Origin of the sequence: Segetibacter aerophilus, assembly GCF_007991655.1 — a bacterium.
In the GTDB taxonomy this organism is placed as follows: domain Bacteria; phylum Bacteroidota; class Bacteroidia; order Chitinophagales; family Chitinophagaceae; genus Segetibacter; species Segetibacter aerophilus.
The window spans coordinates 55,796-81,872 of sequence record NZ_BJYT01000005.1 but is presented as its reverse complement, the minus strand read 5'-3'; the positions used below and the strand labels follow the sequence as shown (position 1 = coordinate 81,872).

22 protein-coding genes are annotated in these 26,077 nt (G+C 40.6%); 5 read left to right on the top strand and 17 right to left on the bottom strand.

Annotated features, from left to right (window positions below):
- Positions 1-192: 192 nt before the first annotated feature.
- The 4 genes from SAE01_RS07865 to SAE01_RS07850 all read left to right on the top strand — a co-directional run bounded on the left by SAE01_RS07865 (position 193) and on the right by SAE01_RS07850 (position 5,225).
- A complete protein-coding gene (locus tag SAE01_RS07865; RefSeq protein WP_147203201.1) occupies positions 193-1,338 on the top strand; it encodes a Gfo/Idh/MocA family protein in 1,146 nt (381 codons plus the stop codon).
- Positions 1,339-1,350: 12 nt separating this feature from the next.
- A complete protein-coding gene (locus SAE01_RS07860; RefSeq protein WP_147203388.1) occupies positions 1,351-2,121 on the top strand; it encodes a 3-ketoacyl-ACP reductase in 771 nt (256 codons plus the stop codon).
- A gap of 24 nt (positions 2,122-2,145) precedes the next feature.
- Complete coding sequence (locus SAE01_RS07855) at positions 2,146-3,867, top strand: PQQ-dependent sugar dehydrogenase (RefSeq protein ID WP_147203200.1); 1,722 nt, start codon at positions 2,146-2,148, stop codon at positions 3,865-3,867.
- Positions 3,868-3,989: 122 nt separating this feature from the next.
- Positions 3,990-5,225: an MFS transporter gene (locus tag SAE01_RS07850; protein WP_147203199.1), complete on the top strand. Its 1,236-nt coding sequence runs from the start codon at positions 3,990-3,992 to the stop codon at positions 5,223-5,225.
- A 238-nt stretch (positions 5,226-5,463) separates the two neighbouring features.
- Here SAE01_RS07850 and SAE01_RS07845 read toward each other — a convergent pair whose 3' ends face one another.
- From SAE01_RS07845 to SAE01_RS07830, 4 genes are all read right to left on the bottom strand, one after another.
- Positions 5,464-6,300 (bottom strand): energy transducer TonB, encoded by an 837-nt coding sequence (locus SAE01_RS07845; RefSeq protein WP_147203198.1) that lies wholly within the window; start codon positions 6,298-6,300, stop codon positions 5,464-5,466.
- Positions 6,301-6,337: 37 nt separating this feature from the next.
- Complete coding sequence (locus SAE01_RS07840) at positions 6,338-6,874, bottom strand: ExbD/TolR family protein (protein WP_147203197.1); 537 nt, start codon at positions 6,872-6,874, stop codon at positions 6,338-6,340.
- Between the two features lie 32 nt (positions 6,875-6,906).
- Positions 6,907-7,572 (bottom strand): ExbD/TolR family protein, encoded by a 666-nt coding sequence (locus SAE01_RS07835; protein ID WP_147203196.1) that lies wholly within the window; start codon positions 7,570-7,572, stop codon positions 6,907-6,909.
- 65 nt (positions 7,573-7,637) lie between these two features.
- Positions 7,638-8,495: a MotA/TolQ/ExbB proton channel family protein gene (locus SAE01_RS07830; RefSeq protein WP_147203195.1), complete on the bottom strand. Its 858-nt coding sequence runs from the start codon at positions 8,493-8,495 to the stop codon at positions 7,638-7,640.
- 341 nt (positions 8,496-8,836) lie between these two features.
- Here SAE01_RS07830 and SAE01_RS07825 point away from each other — a divergent pair, with 341 nt between their 5' ends.
- Positions 8,837-11,434: a zinc-dependent metalloprotease gene (locus SAE01_RS07825; RefSeq protein ID WP_147203194.1), complete on the top strand. Its 2,598-nt coding sequence runs from the start codon at positions 8,837-8,839 to the stop codon at positions 11,432-11,434.
- 179 nt (positions 11,435-11,613) lie between these two features.
- Here the strand turns inward: SAE01_RS07825 and SAE01_RS07820 are convergent, their stop codons facing one another.
- From SAE01_RS07820 to SAE01_RS07760, 13 genes are all read right to left on the bottom strand, one after another.
- Entirely contained in the window at positions 11,614-12,885 is a 1,272-nt protein-coding gene (locus SAE01_RS07820; RefSeq protein WP_147203193.1) for an ABC transporter permease, read from the bottom strand.
- A gap of 239 nt (positions 12,886-13,124) precedes the next feature.
- Entirely contained in the window at positions 13,125-14,495 is a 1,371-nt protein-coding gene (locus SAE01_RS07815) for an NADH-quinone oxidoreductase subunit N (protein WP_147203192.1), read from the bottom strand.
- Between the two features lie 18 nt (positions 14,496-14,513).
- On the bottom strand, positions 14,514-15,947 hold the full coding sequence (locus SAE01_RS07810) for a complex I subunit 4 family protein (RefSeq protein ID WP_147203191.1): 1,434 nt from the start codon (positions 15,945-15,947) through the stop codon (positions 14,514-14,516).
- A 19-nt stretch (positions 15,948-15,966) separates the two neighbouring features.
- On the bottom strand, positions 15,967-17,889 hold the full coding sequence (gene nuoL, locus SAE01_RS07805; RefSeq protein WP_147203190.1) for an NADH-quinone oxidoreductase subunit L: 1,923 nt from the start codon (positions 17,887-17,889) through the stop codon (positions 15,967-15,969).
- 182 nt (positions 17,890-18,071) lie between these two features.
- The gene (gene nuoK, locus SAE01_RS07800; RefSeq protein ID WP_147203189.1) at positions 18,072-18,407 is read right to left on the bottom strand and encodes an NADH-quinone oxidoreductase subunit NuoK; all 336 of its coding nucleotides are present in this window, start codon (positions 18,405-18,407) and stop codon (positions 18,072-18,074) included.
- A gap of 110 nt (positions 18,408-18,517) precedes the next feature.
- On the bottom strand, positions 18,518-19,021 hold the full coding sequence (locus SAE01_RS07795) for an NADH-quinone oxidoreductase subunit J family protein (RefSeq protein WP_147203188.1): 504 nt from the start codon (positions 19,019-19,021) through the stop codon (positions 18,518-18,520).
- 21 nt (positions 19,022-19,042) lie between these two features.
- Positions 19,043-19,591, bottom strand: coding sequence for an NADH-quinone oxidoreductase subunit NuoI (gene nuoI / locus SAE01_RS07790; protein ID WP_147203187.1), 549 nt, complete (start codon positions 19,589-19,591; stop codon positions 19,043-19,045).
- 422 nt (positions 19,592-20,013) lie between these two features.
- Entirely contained in the window at positions 20,014-21,072 is a 1,059-nt protein-coding gene (gene nuoH / locus SAE01_RS07785) for an NADH-quinone oxidoreductase subunit NuoH (RefSeq protein WP_147203186.1), read from the bottom strand.
- A gap of 37 nt (positions 21,073-21,109) precedes the next feature.
- Complete coding sequence (locus tag SAE01_RS07780; protein WP_147203185.1) at positions 21,110-22,258, bottom strand: NADH-quinone oxidoreductase subunit G; 1,149 nt, start codon at positions 22,256-22,258, stop codon at positions 21,110-21,112.
- Positions 22,259-22,325: 67 nt separating this feature from the next.
- A complete protein-coding gene (nuoF, locus tag SAE01_RS07775) occupies positions 22,326-23,675 on the bottom strand; it encodes an NADH-quinone oxidoreductase subunit NuoF (RefSeq protein WP_147203183.1) in 1,350 nt (449 codons plus the stop codon).
- A gap of 61 nt (positions 23,676-23,736) precedes the next feature.
- Positions 23,737-24,144 (bottom strand): VOC family protein, encoded by a 408-nt coding sequence (locus tag SAE01_RS07770; RefSeq protein WP_147203181.1) that lies wholly within the window; start codon positions 24,142-24,144, stop codon positions 23,737-23,739.
- A 48-nt stretch (positions 24,145-24,192) separates the two neighbouring features.
- A complete protein-coding gene (locus SAE01_RS07765) occupies positions 24,193-24,693 on the bottom strand; it encodes an NADH-quinone oxidoreductase subunit NuoE family protein (protein ID WP_147203180.1) in 501 nt (166 codons plus the stop codon).
- A 64-nt stretch (positions 24,694-24,757) separates the two neighbouring features.
- Positions 24,758-25,993, bottom strand: a complete 1,236-nt coding sequence (locus SAE01_RS07760; RefSeq protein ID WP_147203178.1) for an NADH-quinone oxidoreductase subunit D — start codon at positions 25,991-25,993, stop codon at positions 24,758-24,760.
- Positions 25,994-26,077: the final 84 nt, after the last annotated feature.

Below are 26,077 nucleotides of genomic sequence, written 5' to 3'. Positions count from 1 at the left end.
TGAATTATGAGTTATCAGTTATGAGTTTAAAAGCTGGTGACTAACCATCTAAACCAGGGATCAACGATAACGATGCATCTCAGCGACGAATAGAATTTCTACAAGTACAAGAGTGCGACGCAACGAAGGCTTAATAATTTGTTCAACTGCCAGGCTCATAAAAAAGAACTGCTATAAAATAAAATCATACAAATGAAAGAACATAAGATAGGGATCATCATGAATGGGGTTACGGGTCGGATGGGGACGAACCAACATTTATTAAGATCTATTGCAGAAATAATAAAACAAGGGGGCGTAAAAATCAATGCAGGCGAAACGATTATGCCTGACCCGGTACTTGTTGGGCGGGACGAAAATAAACTACAAAGACTTTGTTCGATAACCGGAATAGATAAGATGAGCACTAACCTTGACGAGGTCCTTGCTGATCCTTATAACACTATTTACTTCGATGCACAAACTACTGGACGGCGTGCTGAAGGTGTTAGAAAAGCAGTAAAAGCGGGCAAGCATATCTACTGCGAAAAACCGATTGCGGTTGATACGAAAGAAGCAATGGAATTATACCTGCTTTGTAAAGACGCGGGAGTAAAGAACGGTGTGGTGCAGGATAAACTTTGGCTTCCGGGAATCTTGAAATTAAAAAGACTTATTCAGCAGGGATTTTTTGGTAAAATACTTTCTGTACGCGGCGAGTTTGGATACTGGGTCTTTGAAGGTGATTCTATACCGGCACAAAGACCTTCATGGAATTATAGAAAAGAAGATGACGGCGGAATTATAGTAGACATGCTTTGTCATTGGCGTTACCTCCTTGATAATGTGTTTGGAAAAGTAAAGGCTGTATCGTGCCTTGGTGCAACGCACATACCTGAAAGAGTTGACGAACAGGGAAAAACATACAAAGCAACAGCAGACGACTCTGCATATGCAACGTTTGAATTGGAAGGAGATATTATTGCTCATTTCAATTCGTCCTGGACAGTCAGAGTAAGACGTGATGACCTGTTAACGCTTCAAGTTGATGGTACAAAAGGCTCGGCAGTTGCCGGGCTTCGCGGCTGTTACATTCAGCATTATGGTAACACACCGAAACCTGTTTGGAACCCTGATATTGATCAACCCATTAACTTTTATGAAGGCTGGGCAAAGGTTCCTGACCAGGAGAATTATGATAATGCTTTTAAAGTACAGTGGGAATTGTTTTTAAAACATGTTGTCAACAATGAACCTTTTCCATGGGATTTGCTTGCAGGCGTAAAAGGCGTGCAGCTTGCAGAAAAAGGACTGGAAAGCTGGAGTAAAAGGTGTTGGGTAGATGTTCCCGAAATTTAATTTTCTTTTGTGATGAACAGAGTAGCATTAATAACCGGTGGCAGCAGGGGAATAGGTTTTGGTGTAGCAACCGAGCTTGCAAAGAATGGCTTTGACCTTGCAATAAATGGGATGCGTCCTGCAACAGATGTTGAAGACGTGGTCAATAAATTAAAGGAATTTGGAAATGATGTCATTTATTGCCAGGGCAATATTTCTTCTGCTGGTGACAGAGATAAGATGCTTCAACAAATAGAGGATCATTACGGAAGGCTTCATGTGCTGGTCAACAATGCAGGAGTTGCGCCAAAGGAACGCAGGGACATTCTGGAGGCAACAGAAGAAAGTTTTGATGATGTTGTTTTCACCAATTTAAAAGGTCCTTATTTTCTTACACAGAAGGTTGCCAACTGGTTTATAGAACAAAAGAAAAAAGGGCCTGATTTCATCAGTACTATCATTAACATTTCTTCCATTTCTGCAACGGTAGCATCGGTCAACCGGGGTGAATATTGTATCTCAAAAGCAGGCGTCAGCATGGCAACGCAGTTGTTTTCAGTGAGGCTTGGAGAGTTTGGCATCCCTGTCTTTGAAGTAAGACCAGGAATTATTAGAACCGATATGACAGCCGGAGTACAGGCGAAATATGATAAACTGATCGAAGATGGTTTGTGTGTACAAAAACGTTGGGGAGAACCTGAAGATGTTGGAAAGGTGGTGGCATCGTTGGCTATCGGAAACTTTATGTACTCAACCGGCCAGGTGATTATGGTAGATGGCGGTTTGACAATTCCAAGGTTATAATAAAATATAGGAAACTACGGATCAATGAAAAACACAATCCTGATTGTACTAGCTGCTTTTTTGTTCCGGCTGTTGTTGATTGCCGGTGTTCCAGATTCTTTAGACAATTGGGACGCTGAAGACTCCACAAGAGTTGCAAAGGGCGAATCTCTGTTTAATCAAAACTGTACCGGTTGCCATAGTTTTCGTCAGGACGGTATCGGCCCTAACCTTGGTGGACTAACCGCTAAAGTTTCTCCTTCATGGATTGAGCGTTTTATAAAAAACCCTCAAAAAACAATTAAAGCAGGGGATAAGCGTGGGCAGCAGCTATTGAAAAAGTACAAGGTAGTTATGCCTTCTTTTGCGCTGAAAGAAGATGAAATGAAAAGCGTTCTTGCATTCTTAAGTACAAAAAAGTTGGTCTCAGAACCGGTAACAAAAGGAAACGGCAACGCATTGACCAACCCTATTCCGGAACCTATTAAAGTGTCAAACCTTGTAGGTACAATTGAAGCTATTACTACGATTCCTCCATCAAGCACCGGTGGTCAACTACCCCTAACAAGAATTACCAAGATTGGTCTGCAGCCTGCAAATGAAAATTTGTTTATTCTTGATTTAAGGGGAAAATTATACCAACTAAGAAATGGCCAGCCAGAGGTTTATATAAACATGGAGCAACTGCGTCCAAACTTCATCCATAAACCTGGCTTAGCCACTGGGTTTGGAAGTTTTGCTTTTCATCCTGATTTCAACAAAAACGGTCTCTTATATACTACTCATAGCGAACCGGCCCGTACTGCAAAAGCTGATTTTGCTTATGCTGATTCAATTAAAGTGGCACTGCAATGGGTACTTACGGAATGGAAAGCAGATAATCCTGCCGATCCAACTTTTACAGGCAAAGGCAGGGAACTTTTAAGAGTAAACATGGTAAGTGTAATTCACGGCGTACAGGAAATAACTTTCAATCCGCTTGCGAAGGCGGGAAGCGAAGACTACGGTTTGTTGTACATCGGAGTGGGCGAAGGCGGTTGCGTTGAAAATGGCTTTCCCTTTCTTGCTCATAACAAACAAACTGTATGGGGCACCGTTCTTCGTATCGATCCGGCGGGTACTAACAGTGCTAACAAACAGTACGGAATACCTAAACAAAATCCTTTTGCCCAGAGCCAGAACCAGTCAGTCCTAAAAGAAATCTATGCCTATGGTTTTAGAAACCCGCATCGCATTACCTGGACCCATAGCGGTAAAATGTTGGTGAGTAATGTAGGGCATGCAAATGTTGAGTCAGTTAACCTTGTCGAACCAGGACATGATTACGGATGGCCCATAAGAGAAGGTACTTTTTTGATAGACCCTTATGGTAATTTAAATAAAGTTTTTCCACTTCCTCTAAATGACAATGCGGTCAATGTTACCTATCCTGTTGCTCAGTTTGACCATGATGAAGGAAATGCGATTTCAGGGGGATTTGAATATACAGGGTCGGCAGTACCACAGTTAAAAGGGAAATTTTTATTCGGTGATATTCCTTCAGGAAGGCTCTTTTATTTCGATGTTGCCGATATAAAGCAAGGCAAACAGGCCACAATCAAAGAATGGAAGATGACGATTAATGGTGCTGCAAAAACGTTCAGAGAGGTTTGCGGAAGCAATCGTGTCGACCTCCATTTTGGAAAGGATTCCAAAGATGAATTATATCTTTTAACGAAAGCAGATGGAAAAGTATACAAACTAACAGGTGCTGAAATTAAAAAGTAAGAGGCGACTTTGGCCCAATGAAAAATTTTGTGTATCGTACTTCACTGCTTCTTGAATCATTGTTGCGGCGCACACTCGTACTAAAACCAGTATTTCATCACATAAACCTACAAGTAACATAAATGACAAACCCACCTCCCAAAACTATTTCCCAGGAACTCTTACGTATCCCGGTAATTGTAGCGGCCCTTGGATACCTGGTTGATATGTATGACCTGTTTCTCTTTAGCATTGTAAGGGTTCCGAGCTTAAAATCTTTAAATGTAGCGGGAGATAACATTTTGAAGGATGGCATTATGTTGCTCAATCTTCAAATGGCCGGTTTACTAATAGGCGGAATTGTTTGGGGAATATTAGGAGATAAAAAGGGGCGTCTGTCCGTTTTGTTTGGTTCAATCCTAATTTATTCCCTGGCGAATATTAGCAACGGATTTGTCAATTCTGTAGGTGCTTACGCTGTGTTGCGTTTTATTGCCGGATTTGGCTTAGCAGGTGAACTGGGTGCCGGGATCACCCTGGTAACAGAAGTTCTACCTAAGCGCATTCGGGGTTATGGAACTACTCTAGTTGCGACAATGGGAGTATTTGGAGCCCTGCTTGCTTATACTGTTTCATACTTTTTTGCGTGGAGAGCATCATACTTTATTGGCGGTGGACTTGGATTAATACTATTGGTATTAAGAATGAAGGTTTTTGAGTCTGGTATTTTTACCGAGTTAAAGGAAAAGAATGTCCGCCGAGGTGATATATTGATGCTTTTTAATAATAAGAAACGTTTCATTAAATACCTTACCAGTATAGTTATCGGTATGCCTATATGGCTAGTTATGGGAGTAATTATTACCTTCTCTCCCGAGTTTGGAAGAGCAATAGGTTTGGAAACGCCTGTGGATGCTGGTAAAGCGGTTTTATTTGCCTTCATGGGTCAAGTGCTTGGCAACATTGTCAGCGGTTCCCTCAGCCAGTACTTTAATAACAGAAAAAAAGTAATGCTTTTATTTATGTTATCGTCTTGTGTATTTGTCCTTATCTTTTTCCTTGTGCCCGTTACAAGTATTATAATGCTTTACATTTTGTGTGCTTGCCTTGGTTTTACTTGCGGCTACTGGACACTTTTCATTACTGTCGCAGCAGAACTATTTGGCTCTAATCTTCGGGCTACGGTCGCAACTACCGTACCTAATTTTGTAAGGGCAACTGTCATTCCTTTGACAGCTCTTTTCGTATACCTCAAAACTTCCGGGGGAACAATTAAAAGTGTATTGATAGTAGCAGCGCTAACCTACACACTTTCCTTAATAGCGCTTTTCTTCCTCGAGGAAACGTTTAAGAAAGACTTAGATTATGTAGAAGAGTAGTAGATGCTTTAGGAGCTTTACAACAAGCAGCATATAACACTTTGATGTGCGGTTCCCGAGCAATTTTTCTTCAGCAAAGCTCTACATAAAAGAGGCTCAGAGTACAATTTGAAAAGCTAGTCTAGACTCCACTAATGCGCCACCACAAATCTATAGGCTAATCAGAGAAGTAGCTTTAACGAAAAAAGCCCTCATTAAGAGGGCTTTTCGTTAAATATAAAATCTGTGCGATAAACCTTTATTCTTCTGCAACCTGGAAAGTCACATACTGAATAGCTTGGTAAATGACGTTTCTTCCATTTTGAACTGCAGGCTCCCATTTAGGACCCTTTTTAATAACCTTTACAGCTTCAGGTCCACAACTTGGACAAGCTTTAGGAACTTCAATTGCTTGTACGTTGCTAATTCCGCCTTCTTTATCCACGATGAACTGAACCTTCACGGTGTAGTTACCCGCAGGTGCACCGTCATCAGCAGCGACGTTTGCATTTAAGTTTCTCTCAAGATATCTTTTCCAGCCATCCATTCCACCCGGGAACTTAGCTTCTTTTTCCACCTTTGTAAAAACCTTGTCGTAATCCTCTTCCACCTTCTTTGGAGCTTCCACCACACCAGTACCTTTTTCTTCAACCGGAGGAGCTACAAAACCTTCGTCTTTTTTACCTTCCTGGTTGATGGTACCAATTTTTGTTTCCTCCAATTTTTCCTGTGGTGGAGGCGGTTCTTTAACTTCCTCATCCTTTACAATTTTAGGAGGAGTAAATTTTGTAATCTCCACTTTTGGTGGCTCAGGTTTAGGCGGAGGAGGCGGAGGGGGAGGTTCAGGTTTTTTCTCCTCCTTTTTGATATCCTCTAACTGCACATCCTGTACGATTATTTTATTTTTGTCCTTGTCACCATCGCTTCCGAATAACTGGGTAAGAAAAACGAGTAAACATACAGCAGCCATAACAATCATCGCGGTTGTTATTCTCCTATTATATGTTTTCCGTAATTCATAAGCACCATAATCCTTATTCTTCCCCTCGAAGATGATGTCCAGAATGTCGGCGTTAAGAATTTTGTTGACTTCCATTTTTTGTTTCTTTAAAAGTAAAAATTTATATCACCCATTATTTACCAGTAGCATCAGACATGCTTACCACTTTTTCTTCGACATCAGAGATGTCTACAAGTGCGTATCGCTTAATATCATTAATAGTCATCTCATCTAATGCATCGACAACGTCTTTGTAAGTCGACTCACTTGAAGCCTTAATTACAACCATTAAATCCTCCTCAGGAGTGCTTCTCTTTTTACGGATAATCTCTTCCCTTATTTTCTTCATTGTACTGCTTTTAAGATTGGCAGCCTGTTCTGCAAGCTGGCCTTCATAATAGTAAACACTATTATTTTTTCCTAAAAGCATTGTAAATGCACCGCTCTCTTTTAGCTTATTTTGCTCTTCCGGCTTGTCAGTGTCTTTAGGCAAATTCAACTTCATTGCCGTAGGTTGACTCATCGTTGTAGTAAATATGAAAAACGTGATAAGCAAAAACCCAAGATCCACCATAGGTGTTAAGTCTACTCTTGTGGATGCTTTCTTAGCTTTCTTGACGCCGGGGCCTTTCTTATGGCCGCCACCGCCCGATGTATCCATTTCTGCCATTGCGAAAAGTTTTTGTTTTTAAAAATTATTATTTACTCGGTAGTAGCAACTTCACCTTTCATATACTTTCTCCAAAGATCCGTTCCATTAGGTACACTCTCAGGATTGGTAATCATTTGAAATTTAAATTGGTCACTCTTCTTAAAAGCTGTGACAACGTTTTTGAAAATCGGATATTTCACCACGTTGTCTCCCTTAACTATAAGGTTCATCTTGGTGTTAGTACTTGAATGCGCTGCAACAATAGCGTTCATCCAAGTCGTTAACTCGTTGTGTGTGGTATCCTTAACTGGTATACCAGGCAACGAAGCACCGGTTAATTTATCTGACGGGATTTGTAAAGCAGATTTAATTTGAGAAATTGGCGTTCCGTAAAAACTCGCCTTCTTAAATGCTGCAATATCGGAAGGCGAAAGACCGGCACCAGCAGTTGAATTAAGCTGGTTAGCCAACTCGGCTTTAACCTCCTCGTTATCTAGTGAGACGAACACTTTGCCATCCTTTGTTACAGAAACCAAGGTTACATCTTTTTCCGGTGCTATTTTAGAAGAAACCGAGCTTGGAGTAGCAACTTCTACCGCCTCCGCAGCTTTAAACTTGGTTGTAAGAATGAAAAAAGATAGCAAGAGGAAAGCCACATCACACATCGCCGTCATATCTACAGACGTACTCTTTCGGGCTATTTTGGGTCTTGACATTATTTAAATTTTAGTTCAATTATATTGAGATGCCTGATTCGGAAATTTCCACAAAAAAATTTCGACTATTTGTAGTTGGCAGCAAAGCTCTGTGTAAGTGTGAAACCAGACTCGTCAATACCATAAGTAATACCATCAATTCTTGTAGTAAACACGTTGTACATGATGATAGCCAAAGCCGAAGTACCAATACCCAAAGCGGTATTATACAAAGCCTCAGATATACCTTGAGAAAGTTTTTGTGCAGCTTCACCTCCACCACTTTCGCCCAACGCAGAGAAAGACTTGATCATACCTACCACCGTACCTAACAAACCTAACAATGTTGCAACAGAAGCAATGGTTGACAAAAACACAAGGTTTTTCTCCAGCATTGGCAGCTCAAGCGCTGTAGCTTCTTCAACTTCTTTCTGAATATTTAGTACTTTCTGATCAGTGTCCAGTTCAGTGTTTGCAATCATTTCTTTGTACTTACGAAGACCAGCTTTCATTACATTTCCTACAGAACCTTTTTGTCTGTCGCATTCTGCTATAGCTTTATCAACATCTTTATTAGCAAGATTAAATTGAACCTTCCTGATAAATTCAGCAATGTTACCTTTTCCTGTTGCTCTTGTAACTGTCAAAAATCTTTCAATACAAAATGTTATTACTATTAGCATGCAACCGATTAATATAGGAACAATGATTCCCCCTTCATACATCCTTGAAATGTTTCCCTTTGGTCCCTGATGATCAGGCCAAAATCCACCAGCTTTATCAGGTGCTGTAAAATTCGCATCAGCGCCGATCACAAAACGCCATAGAACGTAACCTAAAATAATACAAGCTAAAGGGGCAATCCATGATATAGAATTTCCCGACTTTCTTGGTTGAACTGATGTTGCGCTTTTTACTGTTGCAGTTGGTTTAGTTTCCGCCATGATACAATTTTTTGTGTTTAAGAATTTGTTTGAAAAATTAAATAAAGATTTGTTCCACAATTCTAGTGAAAATAATAATCTAAAGATAAAAGGATAGTGCAAATATTTTTATCAATCGGCCAAAAAATAAAAATATGCATTGTTTCCCATCTTTATAAGAGACTACAATACAACTCTACAGCAAGTTTCAGGCCACTAGGTTTATTTTATTTGCATCAAATTGAAAAAGAAATCAGACCAAAAAAATCCATCTTATTATTTATTTTTTCAAGCAAGGCATTTTAACTATTTCCCAATTGCTGCATACTTTATCTTCATGCGTTTAAAACAGAAATAGTTATATGAAGAAACTTGTATTATTGTTACTTTTTCCAGGTTTAACATTGGGAGTTTTTGGCCAAAGGAGAAGAACTCCAACCCCAACTCCTACACCCACTACACCTCCCACTTCCACACCTCCGCCATTAGCTACAACACAAGCACCGGCAGGATTATTTGGAGGTCCGAGAACCGGACCAAAGCCTTACAAAGATGTCATCACTGATAAGGCAGTTTCACAAAAAGGTTTGTTTACAGTTCATAGAGTTGACGACAAATATTTCTTCGAAATATCCGATACCGTTATGAACAGAGAGATCATGGCCGTTACCAGGTTTGTTAGGGTTCCTGCAAACAAAGGCGTGGGAAGAGCAACTTACGGCGGCGAGTTAACAAACCAACAAACAGTTACTTTCGAGAGAGGTCCAAGTAACAATGTTTTTATGCGCGTTGTTACTTTGGTGAACGTGGCTGATAGCGGAAACGCCATCTATAAAGCGGTTTCGAATTCGAACTTAAACGCCATTGCTGCGGCGTTCCCGGTTGCAGCTTATACAAAAGACTCTGCGAGTGTTGTCATTGATGTAACCGAGTTTTTTAAAGGTGACAACCAGGTGGTAAGCATTAGCCCTTCAGCTAAAAGAAGCTTCAGTCTTTCTTCTATTGCTTCAGACAGATCTTACATTCAAAACATTAGTTCTTTTCCTATTAATACCGAGGTAAGGACTGTAAAAACTTTCAATTCTTCCCCTTCTTTACCGGGTGGATTTTCCCCTTTTCCATCTTCAACTATCCCTGCTGCAAACGCTGCAGGCGCAGTTACTATCGAACTTAATACCTCGATGATCTTGTTGCCAAGAATTCCAATGTCAGTTCGGTATTCAGATCGTCGTGTTGGTTTCTTCTCAGAAGACTTCACCAGTTTTAGCGATATACAGCAAAGGGTTGAAAACAACAAGTTTGCTGTGCGCTGGAGAATGGAACCTAAAGATGAAGACATTGAAAAATGGAAGCAAGGTCAGTTGGTTGAACCTAAAAAACCTATCATCTATTATATCGATCCTGCCACGCCAAAAAAATGGAGAACTGCGCTTATACAAGGTATAAACGATTGGCAGGTTGCATTTGAAAAAGCAGGTTTTAAAAATGCGATCATGGGTAAAGAATGGCCAGATACTGCATCTGCCATGAGTATGGAAGATGCCCGTTATTCAGTTATCAGGTACTTTGCTTCTGACGTTGAAAACGCCTACGGTCCAAACATTCACGATCCCAGAAGTGGAGAAATATTAGAGAGCCATATCGGATGGTATCATAACGTGATGAAGCTAGTACACGATTGGTTTATGATACAAACTGCAGCAATAAACCCAAGGGCTCGCAAGATGAAATTTGATGACGATTTAATGGCTCAATTGATTCGTTTTGTATCGTCTCACGAGGTTGGACATACGTTAGGTTTAATGCACAACATGGGTAATAGCAGCCAGACGCCCGTTGAAAAATTAAGAGACAAAGCTTGGGTTGAAGCAAACGGACACACGGCTTCGATTATGGACTACGCACGTTTTAATTATGTTGCTCAACCAGAAGATCATATTTCAGAAACAGGATTGTTTCCGCGTATTGGTGACTATGATAAATGGGCTATTCGTTGGGGTTATGGCTACATTCCGGGTAATACAAAGGAAGAGCAGAAAGCGACCAGTAATAAGCTTGTTATGAAAGCACTTGCTGAAAATCCAAGAACTTACTTTGGAACTTATGAGCTAGGAAATCCAAATGATCCAAGAAACCAAAGCGAAGATCTTGGCGACAACGCAATGAAAGCGAGTACTTATGGTATTAAGAACTTGAAGTTTATCCTAAAGAACCTGCCAGACTGGACAAAAGACGAGGTCGATCAAAATGAGAATATTGATGAAATGTATACCCAATTAGTTGGTCAATTTCGTCGATACCTTGGTCATGTAACAGCAAACATTGGTGGAGTTTCTGAGACCATAAAAACATCTGTACAAGATGAGCCGGTGTTCGAAGTAACGCCAAAGGCAAAGCAAAAAGAGGCGATGACATTTCTTCAAACCCAAATTCTTACAACGCCACGTTGGCTAATGTCTAAAAGCATTTGGGACAGGGTTAAGAATCCAGGAGAAACTGATCCTATTGCGACTGCACAGGAAAGTGTACTCAATAATCTTTTAAGTACCCCACGTTTAGCCAGGCTACAAGAGTCTACTGAAAGATTTGGTGCGGTAAAAGCGTATAGTGCAGTTGAATTGTTCGGCGATTTACAAAAAGGATTATTCGCTGAATTAAAAACAAAAAAACCAATAGACAGTTATCGTCGTCGTCTACAGAAGAGCTACGTTGATAAACTGAACAATATGATTAACCCCGGCTCTTCCGCCTCAGGTATTGTCATTTCTTTTGGAGGCGCTAGTGCCTTGTCATCCGCTGATATTAGCCGTACCGATATTCCTTCTATCGCGCGTGCTCAGATGATGCAATTAAAAACAGAGGTTACAGCAGCAATCGCGGGAACCACTGACAAGATGAGTAAGATCCATTTGATGGATCTTAAAGAAAGGATCAAAGATGCCCTTGATCCAAAGAAATAAAACAAAGCATTAAATGTAAAAAAGCCCGGTAGTTTACTATCGGGCTTTTTTATATCGTTTTTGTTTTCGGGCAAAATAAGTTTAATCCAGATCGTTGTGTCACTCACTTGTACCGCAACTCATTATTCAACTCTTATAGTGCAGAGCTGACGTTTCATAAATCCAAAGGGGAGTACATTTTACTCATATCTTAATGCGACTATCGGGTCTAGTTTTGAAGCTTTGATTGCAGGCCATAGACCTGCCGCTAAGCCGACAACACTACAAATGATAATACCTGTTATCACCCATCCCCATGGAACCACAAAGCCTGTACCTACCACCATTGCGAAGGCATTTCCAACAAGTACTCCAAGCACAATTCCAAACAGTGCACCTAATAAGCTAATAATAATCGACTCGAACAAGAATTGATTCCTGATACTTTTCCTTGTTCCTCCTAACGCCTTTATGAGACCGACTTCTTTGGTTCGCTCCGTAACTGCGACAAGCATAATATTCATAAGACCAATAGCGGCTCCAATTAAAGTTATAAGACCAATAGCGCCCGCGGAACCTGAAATACTTGATAGTAAGCTAATAAAGGTTTCAGCGAGGCTATCGCTTTTGTCAATAAAAAAATTTTCGTTGTCCTTTATGTCCAGCCGACGAATTGCTCTCAAGGTTCCGGTTGCCTCCCCTATTGCCGGCTCTAGCTGTGTTAGATTGTCAACCATTACATTGATGGTATAGGAAGTTCCTGCGTTGGGCAACCGGCGTACATTGTTATAGCTGGTTACTATTACCTTATCCATTTGTAAAAAAGCACTGCTTCCTTTTGGCTTTAATAGCCCAATGACACGATATGGAAGATTTGCAATCCTTATTATCTTTTCAAGGGCAGCTTCAGGCTTATTAGGAAATAGTTTCTCTGCTATTTCACTTCCTAAAAAGCAAACATTCCTGCCTGTTTCTACATCCATACGGCTAAAGTTTCTCCCTGCCTGCAGCGTATACCCATTGATCAATAAAAAATTCTCGTCTCCCCCCCGAATCTGCACTTCGGGTGTTGTTTCCTTATTTCCATATTTCACAATCACATTTCCGGGACCATTAAGCTGGAGACCGATTAAAGAAGGAAACTTGAAATTTTCCTTGAACATCTTGGCTTGCAAGTAATCTATTTTCTTTCCTACGTTAGAGGTCTTATCGGGCCTTGCACCTTTCTTAACAGCCGAAATACTTCGCCGTCCTCCAATATTTATATTCCTGTCTTTATACCTGATTGCAAAAGCATTAGCACCTAAAGTTGAAAAGCTTTCTTTAATACTTTGGTTCATTGCCTGGATGGCCGTGATAATACCTATTAAAGCCATTATTCCAAAAGCAATAATGGCAACTGTAATTCCAGTGCGGAGTTTATTACTTGTGACAGTCTTGTAAGAAAGCGCCAGAATATCTGCAGTCTTCATAGCCAAATATAAGGTAAACTTAGAAGTCGAAAAGCCCTTAAGAGAGATGAATAGAGGCGGAAGGCTTGACTATAAGCGGTAGGTGAGAGATAGAATTAACAAGAGCGAGACAGCACAGCAAGTGAAAATGCAGAGTAATGAATTTACAGCAAAAGTGAGTGACACAACGATATTGAGCATTGTTGTAAAGCTGGCTACAAAACTATCACGGCGAATATTTGCCTTTTTTAAAATCTCTCTTAAAAATAAAGAAAGCTTAGAAGTGCGTTGGGGAATACACCCAACACAACAATAAGGACAGCAACAAAAAGCAGCAAGTATTTGAAGCGCGCGGTAACAGGCGCGAGTACAATATTTCCATCTTTGAAATACATTGCCTGAATTACTTTAAAGTAATAGTAGGCGCTTACAGCCGCAAACAAAACTCCTATTATCACCAACCCAAGGTATTTACCTGTTTTGACGACGGCGGACAACATATAGAATTTGGCAAAGAAACCAGCAGTAAGTGGAATGCCCGCAAGCGACAGCAGGAAGATCGCCAGCAAAGCAGCAATTAAAGGTTGTGATTTAGAGAGTCCATTGAAGCCTTCAAGAGTCATATCGTCCATCTTGGCCAGCACAGCAAAAATGCCAATAGTAGCAAGCGAGTAGGCGGCGGCATATAAAAGCAACCCTTCCTTGGCTGCATCATTGACAGCAAACAATGAGAAAAGCATGAAACCAGCTTGGGCGATACTAGAATAAGCCAACATTCGTTTCACGCTTTGCTGAAACACAGCAGTGAGGTTTCCAAAAGCAAGGGTAAGTATAATGACAATGGCGATGAGGCGATCTGTTTGGCTTCCCATGCTTCCCAAGCGCCCTTCAATCAGGCGAATAAAGGCAGCAAAACCAGCGACTTTTACAACAGTAGCCATAAAAGAAGTGATGACTGCGGGAGCACCGTCATACACATCAGGCGTCCAAAAATGAAAAGGTGCGGCTGATACTTTGAAACATAATGCAATAAAAATGAGAACCATGCCTAAAGCTGATAAATAAGAGACAATGCCGTTTTTAACTACGTTTTCAACCATGAACGTTCCGCCTGATCCATATAGCATCGCAATACCCATCAGCATTATTCCGGTTGAAAAAGATCCCATTAAAAAGTACTTCAGCGCAGCCTCGTTTCCTTTGAGATTTTTTTTATCGCTTCCGGTCAAAATATATAAGGGAATGGAAAGGATTTCAATTCCAATAAATAACATCAACAGGTTGGTGTAAGAAGTAACTATGCCGATACCACACAAAACAAAAAATATTAGTGCGTGGGCTTCAGCCGTATTATTTCCTGCCTTCTCAATATCTCTTCCACTGAGCATGACATAAATCAAGGTGGAGAAAATGCAGATACTATTGAAAAGCAAACCAAATTTATCGAAATGAAGAAAGTTGGTAGTATCGATGTGAAATAAAGGAGAACCTTGGCTTTCAGTGATATTTAATACGAGCAGTAGTAATAAAGCAACTGATGAAATGCTTTTGTAAGCAGAACGATTATGAATGAAAATGCCACTAAACATCATCACCACACCAAAAATTGCCGAAAGTATAATCGTATTCATAAGTAAACTAATGAGGCGCTATTTTATTTGAGCTATAATTTTTGTTACAGTTTCGGCGCATAAATTAATCATAGGTTGAGGATACACACCAAAGAACAAAACAACTGCGACTAATATAGCCAACATTAATTGGGTATTGATTGGAACGTTCAATGTAATCCGCTCTTCATTCGTCACCTCGCCATAGAACACTTTCTGCACCATCCATAAAGTGTAAACAGCTGCAAGTATAATACTGATGCATGCCACAGCACCCAGCACAACACTATGATTGAAAACGCTATTGAACATCAAAAATTCTCCAACAAAGGAATTAGTGAGAGGCAAGGCTATATTAGCAAAAGACATGATTACAAACATGATGGCAAGAACGGGCGCTTTTTGAGCAAGTCCACCTAACTCACTAAATTTACGGGTTCCTAGTTGCTGCTCAATTACATCTATAACTATCCACAGGCCGATTATATTAACGCCGTGCGCAAACATCTGAAATATCACACCCTGCATACCAAATGCACTACCGGTAAACATAGTTGCAGCCATCAAACCAATGTGGGCTATTGACGAGTAAGCAACCAATCTCTTCATATCATCTTGCCTGATGGCAATCAAACTTGCGTAGATCATTCCTACAACCGCAAAGATCATTATAAAGTCCGCCATCCTTACAGAAGCAGCTGGGAACATCGGTAGTAACCACCTGATCACTGCGAAGACACCCATTTTAACCATAATACCACTCAGTACCATAGTTACAGCTGTAGGAGCTTGCTCGTATGTATCGGGCTGCCATGTATGAAAAGGGAAAACAGGCATCTTAATGGCAAAGGCTATAAAAAATAACCAAAATATAAAGTTTTCCTCTCCAGCAGTAAGTGCAAGATTATGCAATGAACTAATTGCGAAAGAATGATCGGGCGTTTTAAAGTAAACGAATAAAATACCTACGAGCATTAATAGCGAACCAAGGAAAGTGTACACGAAAAACTTAAAAGTAACTGCAATCCTTTTTTCTCCACCCCACTTGGAGCAAAGAAAGTAAGCAGGGATAAGAGCAAGCTCCCAGAAAAAATAAAATAAGAAAAGATCCATGGCACAAAAGACACCCATTAATCCTGCCTGTGTTAGTAGCATGAAGCCATAAAACGAGTTAGGATTTTTGTACTTATTATTATAGGTCGCAGCAAATATGATTGGAAAAGAAACAGCGGTTAGCAGGGTAAGAATTTTTCCCATCCCATCCAGGGAAACTAAAAAACGACTGCCTAACATGGGCAACCACGAGGCGTCCGTAGAAAGAGAGTCGCCGGATTGAAAAAGACTAATCAGGGAAACTGCAAGTGTGGCAACCGAACTGAGCAGAGCGAAAGCTTTTGCACTTCTTTCCTCTTTTAGAAAGAAAGAAATCAGGCCCGTTACCAGAGGAATTACAATTAATAAAACTGGGATCATACTTTATTTTTACCTGCAGTTACTTTGAAAAATATTTAAGAACAGGATTCAAATTATTACCATAAAAAACAAGGATAATCATCAGAACCATACTTAAGACCATCAGAAGGATATAGTTTCCTACCTGGCCACTTTGCATCAACCTGATCTGTCGACCTGCATAATTGACGCCTCTTCCAACACCGTTCACCAAGCCATCTATTCCACTTTTTTCAACCACGTTTTTCAGAAAACCTCCAAGAGCTATGAGTGGGTTAGCAATAATTTTATCATACAGTTCATCTACATACCACCTGTTTGCTAGAAGCTTTCCTGCGCCTTCTGCTTCTGCTATCTCAGGTTTTTTGCTAAACCTTGTCCATGCGTAAATGATAGCGATCACAGCCAAGGCAACGGAGATAGCCATAAGCATATATTCCGTACTGGTGTCTAAACCATGCGCGGCGTCGGCAGACTTTACTATAACAGGAGAAAGAAAGTGTTCTAACGCATGGGCATTGTGAGCAAACGCTTCAGGAATACCAACGAATCCTCCAATAACACTTAATATCGCAAGAACGATCAAAGGGATAGTCATTGCGGACGGACTTTCATGCAAGTGATGCTCCTGGTCATGAGTACCTCTAAATCCACCTAAAAAAGTCATCACATACAACCGGAACATATAGAAAGCTGTAAGACCGGCAGTAATCGCGCCGATTAACCAGAGAACTTTATTATGCTCATAAGCCGCCGCCAATATTTCGTCTTTACTAAAAAAGCCGCTAAAAGGTGGAATACCTGAAATCGCGAGGCAAGCCAGCAGAAAAGTGATATGAGTAATAGGCATGTATTTCTTCAACCCTCCCATCACACGGATATCCTGCTCATTGCCCATTGCATGAATGACGCTACCGGCACCAAGGAACAATAAGGCTTTAAAAAAAGCGTGAGTCATTACGTGAAAAACTGCACCGGTATAAGCACCAACACCCAATCCTAAAAACATATATCCTAGCTGGCTCACTGTTGAGTAAGCCAGCACCTTTTTAATATCGTTTTGCTTAAGTGCAATAGTGGCTGCAAGGAATGCAGTAGCCAGACCAACAATCGCTACAACCGCCTGCGTTGTCGGAGCCATAGTATATAAAACATTGCTGCGAACAATCATGTAAATACCAGCCGTAACCATAGTGGCAGCATGTATGAGAGCGGACACTGGAGTGGGGCCGGCCATTGCATCTGGTAGCCAAGTGTATAAAGGAATTTGAGCGCTTTTTCCCATAGCCCCAACAAACAACAACATGGTGATAGCTGTTACATCAAAGGTGCTGAAGGTCGAAGCTTTTGCAAAAACATCTCCGTAGGAGACTGTTCCTAATTTTGCCAATATCCAAAAAACGGCCAATAAAAACCCGACATCGCCAATACGGTTCATTACAAAGGCTTTGCGGGCTGCGTAGTTATAGTTGTTGTTTTTGAACCAATAACCAATCAATAAATATGAACAAAGTCCTACACCTTCCCAACCAATAAACATAATGACATAGTTCGCTCCCAAAACCAACAGCAACATTGAGAACACAAAGAGATTTAAGTAAGCGAAGTACCGCCCATAGTGTTGCGTCTCTTCATTGTGCATGTATGAGGTCGAATACAAATGAATAAGAAAACCGACGCCTGTAATGATTAGCAGAAATAAAGAAGACAACTGGTCAACCTGAAAGGAAAAAGGGATATTAAAGGATTGAACTTTTATAAAGTCAAATAGGTGAACGATCTGCGGCTGAAATCCGTCTTGCTTTACCTGTAAAAAGATGCCAACACTTACCACAAATGAAGCAAGGATAACACCACATCCTAGCAAACCAATCAATGATTTAGACAAAGTTTTACGACCTAAACCGTTGATAAGAAATCCTATCAAAGGAAACAATGGTACCAGATAAGCGAGTTTTGCCATATTACCCCAACCCCTAAAGGAAATTTGCCCCCAAACCCCTAAAGGGGCTTAAGAAAGTGAACCCTAAATCCCTAAAGGGATTTAAGAAAATATATTTTAAAAACGTTTTTGAATTAATCCTCCTTGCCCAACTCCAATTATTTATAAGCCTGCTTTACTCTCTTCTCCCTTTAGGGCCGGGGCTAATTCTTTAACCTGTTTAAGAAATTTACATCTACAGAATGCGTATTCCGATACATCATAACAATAATCGACAAACCCACGCAAACCTCTGCTGCCGCAACTACCATTATAAAAAATACAAACAACTGGCCGTCTATTCCTACAGTTGAAGTTGGGTTTGATACTATTGCCTTTCCATTATGCATTTTTGAAAAAGCAACAAGTAAAAGGTTTACCGCATTCAACATTAATTCAATACACATAAAAATGATAATTGCATTTCTCCGCGTCAATACTCCAACAACCCCAATGCAAAACAGAACAATCGATAAGACTATATAATATGTTATTGGCATACCCCAAACCCCTAAAGGGGCTTTTGCCTTAATTCTTTTTAGAAATTAAGTTGTTATTAAATAATTACCACAAAATATTCGCTCCGTTATTCCCCTTACGGGCTAGGCTGTTAATTCCTCTTACCTATTACTACTGCACCCACCATTGCTGCTAAAAACAGCACACTGCTTATTTCGAATGGAATTACGTAGTCTTTAAACAACACCATCCCAAGGTTTTTTATCAACCCTATATTGCCTTCTTTAACCAAAGCTTTCGCGTTCTGAACCTCGCCCGCATCCCTAATTACATCAATCATTATCAACATTAAACATCCCCCTGATATAGCACCTGCAATTTTAAACCGGTTATTTTTCTGTGGCTCCGAGTCGCTATTCAAATTCATTAACATCACCACAAACAGGAACAATACCATTATAGCACCCGCATATACAATGAGGTTAACGATTGCCAAGAATTGTGCGTTCAATAAAATGTAATGACCTGAAATTGCAAAGAAAACAATGATCAGCCACAAGATACTGTGAACAGGATTTTTGCTTATTAAGACCATTGTAGCACTGACCAGTGCAAGAGCGGAAAGAAACCAGAATAAAATTTCAGTTGTACTCATTAGTGGCGGTTAGTAAAGTTGTTATTGTGTTGCCGGTGCCCTTTCCCCTTTAGCCTTTTCATACTCTTCAGGTTGGGTAAGCGGATTAGGTATCAGCAAATCTTCTTTACCATATATAAATCCTTTACGCTGGTAGTTGGCCGGAGCAAATGTTTCACTTAAATAGATTGCATCTTTTGGGCATGCTTCTTCACAAAGGCCACAAAAAATACAGCGCAGCATGTTGATCTCATATTTTGCTGCATATCTCTCCTCACGATATAAATTCTCTTCTCCTCGCACACGTTCAGCAGCTTCCATAGTGATGGCTTCTGCAGGACAGGCTAATGCACAAAGACCACATGCAGTACACTTCTCTCGTCCTTCTTCATCCCGATTTAAGACGTGTAAGCCACGAAACACTTTAGCAAAAGGACGTGTTTGTTCCGGGTAACTAACCGTCGGAACTTTTTTGAAAATATGACTAAACGTAATTGCCATTCCCTTAAAAATCTCGGGAAGGTATAACCTTTCGAGAAAGGTCATTGGCTTGCGTTCTACTTGTTTTACTTTTTTTGTTAACGGTTGCATATAAAGAAAGCTTTTAGCAATTGCTGCCAGCTTCCGGCTTTTTTAAAAAGGTTTGCAAAAATATTTTTCTACCTCTAACCTACCAACTTTATTTACCTACACCTTTGAGAGGACTTTTTTAAATCTTTTTGTTGGTGGTCACTTTATCTTTTATCAACATCGTTGTGTCACTCACTTGTACTTTCTGTTCTTTATTCTTCGGTGAACAATAATCTGCCTAACATTCATCATTGAATACCTGGTCAACCGACAGTAAACGTTCCATACCAAATTTTCGATGCTCTACATTCACCGTAAGCTTGTTACTTACCATTTCCTTTGATCCAACCGAGTTACTACTGATGAACGAAATGCGACGCAACAATGTTTAATCGGAGCGGCATAGCTTGTACCAAAAACTCTCTGATAACGACACTTACAAATTATCCTTGTCTCCATAATATAACTGCCCCGGTTATGAACATATTTACCAAAGCAAGAGGAATTAATGATTTCCATCCAAGGTTCATCAATTGGTCGTACCGAAAACGAGGGAGTGTCCAACGAACCCACATAAATATAAAAATCAGGATAAAAGTTTTTCCGAACAGTGCCACGAAACCAATGATAGCTGCAAGATTTACAGACAAATTTGCTTCATTTACAAAAGGCATATCATAACCTCCAAAGTAAAGAGTTGCCATAATAACACTGCTGATGAACATATTTATGTATTCAGCAAACAGGTAAAAACCGAGCTTCATACTTGAATACTCCTGGTGGTAACCGAAATTCAATTCATTCTCAGCTTCCGGCAAATCAAACGGAGCGCGGTTACATTCAGCAAAAGCGCAAATAATAAAAATAAGAAAGCCAATAGGCTGATAAACTATATTCCACCATGACCCTTGTATTTGCTGCTCCACAATAGTTTTCAGACTAAGTGAACCACTTAGCATTAAAAGGGCAATCATTGAGAGGCCCATGGCTAATTCATAGCTAATTACCTGCGAAGCTCCACGCATTGCGGCCATCAGCGAAAACTTATTGTTACTCGCCCATCCGCCGATCATGATACCATACACGCCTGTGCTTACAACACCAAAAATGTAAAGGATTCCGATATTAATGTCTGCAATTTGGAGGTTCACCGTACGATCGATACCAAACATATTGATGTGTATCTGGTTGCCCCACGGGATAACTGCACTTGTCATCATCGCAGTTAACATAGCCAGGCAAGGGCCTAAAATAAACAGGGTTTTGTTTGAGGTATTTGGAATGATTTCCTCTTTAAAGAATAACTTACCTCCATCGGAAAGGGGCTGTAAAAGGCCAAAAGGACCAGCACGATTAGGACCTTTCCGGTCCTGTAAAATAGCCGCCACCTTGCGCTCGCCCCATGTAGAATACATCGCGATCACCAACGATGCAGTTATAATAGCTCCGATAAGGGCAAGTTTTTCGAATAATAAAGCCCAGTCAATTTGTAAAAGCACCATTATTTATCCCTTTATTTATAAGCCTAATCTTAGTTCACTATTTTGTTTCAGGCAAAAGTCTACCATTTTCTTTATTAAATACCTCGCTTGTGGCCGGACCTTCAATTTCGCTTAGATGCACAGTTGGCTTGTTTACTTCGCTCACTGCATGAATATCCATTAAGAGTTTCGGTTTCCGTCCGCCCATTACCTCGGCAATCGTTTCGTGAGGACGCTTAAGGTCATCTAAATAATGATTGGCAGAAATGACTGAATGCCTGTTTATTTTTCTCGGACCTTCAATAACCCAATCACTTGTTTTCTTTTTATCGAAGCGACAAGTGTTACAAATCCATCCGGTCTTACCGTCAAAATCTTCAACTTCACCCCACTCATCTTTTCTTGCAGTTACACGAAATACTTCATCTCCCCTGTTCCAGATGGTTACTTTACCGCAGCACTTATCGCAATCTCGGTGGGCGTTCAATGGCTTTAAAAACCACACCCTTTGTTTGAAGCGGAAAGTTCTATCAGTTAATGCACCAACAGGACAAACATCTATCATATTTCCGCTAAAGTCGTTGTCAATAGCTTTAGAAATGTAGGTGCTTATTTGGGCGTGTTCACCTCTATCTAAAATACCGTGCATCCTGGTGTTGGTAATTTGGTCAGCTATGTAAGTACAGCGATAACACAAAATGCAGCGGGTCATGTGCAATTGAATGTAAGGACCGATGTCTTCTCTCTCAAATAAGCGACGCTGGAACTCGTAGCGTGTTTCTTCTTTTCCGTGCTCATAACTCAAATCCTGCAGATGACATTCTCCTGCCTGATCACAAATTGGGCAATCGAGGGGATGGTTGAGCAATAAAAATTCCACCACGCCTTTACGCGCATCAAGCACTTTCTCACTGGTTATACTCTTCACAACCATTCCATCCATTACGTTGGTGCGACAACTTGCAACGAGTTTAGGCATTGGCCGGGGGTCAGCAGTTGAACCTGCGGCGACCTCAACCAAACAAGTTCGGCATTTACCTCCACTGCCTTTCAGCTTGCTATAGAAACACATGGTAGGAGGAGCTACATCTCCGCCTACCTTTCTTGCTGCCATTAATATAGATGTACCCGGAGCTACCTCGACAGTTATATTGTCGATGGTAACTTTAAACATTTGAGGAGCATCTTTTTTTACTTCTTCAGCCATATTTTATTTTTTCACGCCTGCATAAGTAGCAAGGCGGGAAGTTTAAAGTTATTTATGAATACAAAGCTTACACCATAACCTCTCTCGCATCAGCGTAATGTGCTAATCCGAAATTTCTTACCTGGCTTTCTTCCGGGTTTAGTACATGCCACTCAAATTCATCTCTAAAATGCCTGATCGCAGCCGCTACAGGCCATGCGGCGGCGTCACCTAAGGGGCAAATGGTATTTCCTTCAATTCTTCTTTGTATATCCCACAACAAATCGATATCGCTCAATTTGCCCTTTCCGTACTCGAGGTTATATAGAACGCGTTTCATCCAACCGGTACCTTCCCGGCACGGACTACATTGACCACAGCTTTCATGATGATAAAAACGCGCAAGAGTTAACGTATGTCGAACAATGCATTGATCTTCGTCCAATACTATAAAGCCTCCTGAACCCATCATACTTCCTGTTGCAAATCCTCCGTCTGACAAACTCTCGTAGTTCATCAAACGTGTTTCGCCTTTCGCAGTTTTAAATAAAAGATTAGCAGGCAAAATAGGTACGGATGATCCACCAGGAATACAGGCTTTTAATCTCTTACCATTTGGAATACCACCGCAATACTCATCGCTATAAACAAATTCCTCAACACTAATTGTCATGTCGATCTCGTACACGCCTGGCTTGTTGATATTTCCACAAGCGCTTATCAATTTAGTACCTGTCGATTTACCAACTCCAATCTTAGCATACTCCTCACCACCGATATTGAAAATAGGAACGATAGCGGCAAGGGTCTCAACATTATTAACGACTGTAGGACTTTCCCATAAACCCTTGATAGCAGGAAACGGTGGCTTGATGCGAGGGTTACCTCTTTTGCCTTCAAGACTTTCTATCAAAGCAGTTTCCTCTCCACAGATGTAAGCACCGGCACCACGCTGCACATATATCTCGCAATCAAAACCCGTCCCTAAAATGTTCTTACCTAGCCAGCCATTTTGCTTAGCCTCTTCAATCGCATGTTCTAAAATATCTGGGATCCAGGCATATTCACCTCTGATGTAGATATATGTTCTGTTGCTTCCTAAAGCAAAAGATGAGATAATCAGACCCTCTATTAACAGGTGCGGGAGGAACTCCATTAGATATCTGTCTTTAAAAGTTCCAGGCTCACTCTCATCTGCATTGCAAACAAGATAACGAGGAACGCCTTCCGGTTTTGCAAGGAAACTCCATTTCATCCCCGTTGGAAAACCTGCTCCTCCCCGACCCCGCAAACCACTTTTCTTTACTTCTTCAACGATCTCTGTCGGAGTCATTTTGAAGGCTTTTTCTACTGCAGCATATCCGCCGTTCTCGCGGTACGCTTTGTAAAAACGTATTCCTTCAATATTTGCCTTGTCTAATAATAATTTTGTACTCATTTCTCCAAATAAAAAATCAAAACAGATAATTCTTTTTGACTTATTAATTTAAAATTTTGACCTATTTCTTCAATTCGTAATTAAACATCCAATTAACTCCAAACCTGTCTTTCAGCATTCCAAACCTGGCGCCCCAGAAAGTGTCCTGAAGTTCCATGGTAACCGTACCACCTTCTGACATTCTTTTAAAAACATCGTCTATCTGACCTTCCTCACTTAGCTCAATGGACAATTGAATGTTTCCTTCAGTTTGCACATTTTTACCTTTAAATGTATCAGATATCATAATCACGTTATCTCCAAACTGAATTCTTCCATGCAGCACTTTGTCTTTATAATCTTCATCTGACGCCATTGGACTATCACCATATCGACTTATCGCAATCACATTTCCTCCTAAAGCTGCAGTGTAAAAATGCATTGCCTCTTCAGCATTTCCCTGGAAGTGTATATAAGGTGTAAGTTTCATGACCCTCTTTTTTAAACAAACCGAATTCTTATCTATAAAACCTTTAAACTAATTATTGATTGCTGAAAAGCTACGGCACTCTTCTATAATTGAATCTACTTTTTCGGGCGTTAGATGTTCTCTGAAATGCTTTCCTAATTGCATCATTGGTGCGTATCCACAAGCTCCAAGGCATTCAACAACTTTCAGAGTAAAAAGTCCGTCAGGCGTTGTTTCTCCCACGCTGATACCTAATTTACTTTTTATATAATTAATAATGTCATCGCTACCTCTCAGCATACAAGGCCCGGTTTGGCAAACTTCAAAAACGAACTTACCTACCGGCTTCATATTGTACATACTGTAGAAAGTCGCAACCTCGTATACCTCTATAGGTGTAATACCAAGCAACTCTGCCACATAATCCATAACTGGAACATCCAGCCAGCCACCAAATTCCTCCTGTGCAAGGTGCAGCACCGGCAGTAAAGCACTCTTTTGTTTTCCTTCCGGATAACGTGCAAAAATCTTCTGCACTTCGTTTAAACTCTTTTCTGAAAACTGTATCATTTATAATTGAAAAAGGCAAAATGAAAAATGACTTCAATTTTTCATTTTTAATTTTAATTTTTAATTATCCGTCCATCTCACCGGCAATCAAATTTAGCGAGCTCATGCAAATGATTGCGTCACTCAACATGCTACCTTTTATTAGTTCTGTGTAAGCCTGGTAATAGATGAAACAAGGTCTGCGAAAATGCAAGCGATAAGGAGTACGACCTCCGTCGCTAATTAGATAAAACCCTAATTCGCCATTTCCGCCCTCTACACAATGGTAAACTTCACCTGCAGGAATATCGGTCTCGCCCATAATTATCTTGAAGTGATAAATAAGCGCTTCCATTTTTGTATACACATCCTTCTTTTCAGGGAGATAATACTCAGGAGCATCCGCATGAAAAACTTCAGCGTCTTTCCCCTTGAAATCCTGCACCTTGCGGTAAGCCTGCTTGATAATTTCAAGCGATTGCCACATCTCTTCGTTTCGAACTAAAAACCGGTCGTATACATCGCCTGTTTTTCCAACAGGAACAGTAAAATCAAAGTCTTCGTAACTGCTATAGGGAGAATGTACGCGCACGTCGTAATCTACTCCTGCTGCTCTTAAGTTAGGACCCGTAAAGCCATAGTTAAGGGCTCTCTCGGGAGCGATACCTCCAACTCCCTGTGTCCGCTCCATGAAAATCCGGTTGCGGTTAAAGAGGTTTTCAAACTCCTTCAGCACCTTCGGATATTCATTTAGAAACTTCTCGAGTTTCCTAAATGCTATGTCGTTGAAATTTCTTTCAAATCCACCGATACGGCCAATATTTGTTGTTAAGCGGCTACCGCAAACCTCTTCCCATATTTCGTAAATCAATTCGCGGTATTGCATCACGTACAAAAAGCCAGTAAAAGCTCCGGTATCCACGCCAACAACTGAGTTACAAATAAGGTGGTCTGCAATTCGGGCAAGCTCCATTATGATTACTCTCAGGTAGTCGACCCTTTTTGGAAGCGTAAGGCCTAGCAGTTTTTCGCACGTCATGTGCCAACCCATGTTATTAATCGGGCTGCTGCAATAATTCAATCTATCGGTGAGCGGTGTAATCTGGTATAAAGGACGATGCTCAGCAATTTTCTCAAAAGCCCGATGTATATAACCAACAGTTTGTTCAGCGTCCACCACTCTTTCACCATCTACCTCCAAAATATTCTGGAACACACCATGCGTAGCCGGGTGCGTCGGCCCCAGGTTTAAGGTGGTAGTGGTTTTTTCAATACTTCCATCGGGAAGCACTCTATGTTTAGGTTGTTCTACAACAGACATCTTTTATTTTTTTGTTGTCGGCATTTCTATTCTATTCAACATTGTTGCGTCGCACTCTTGTACTTTCAATGTTTTCGGCACCTT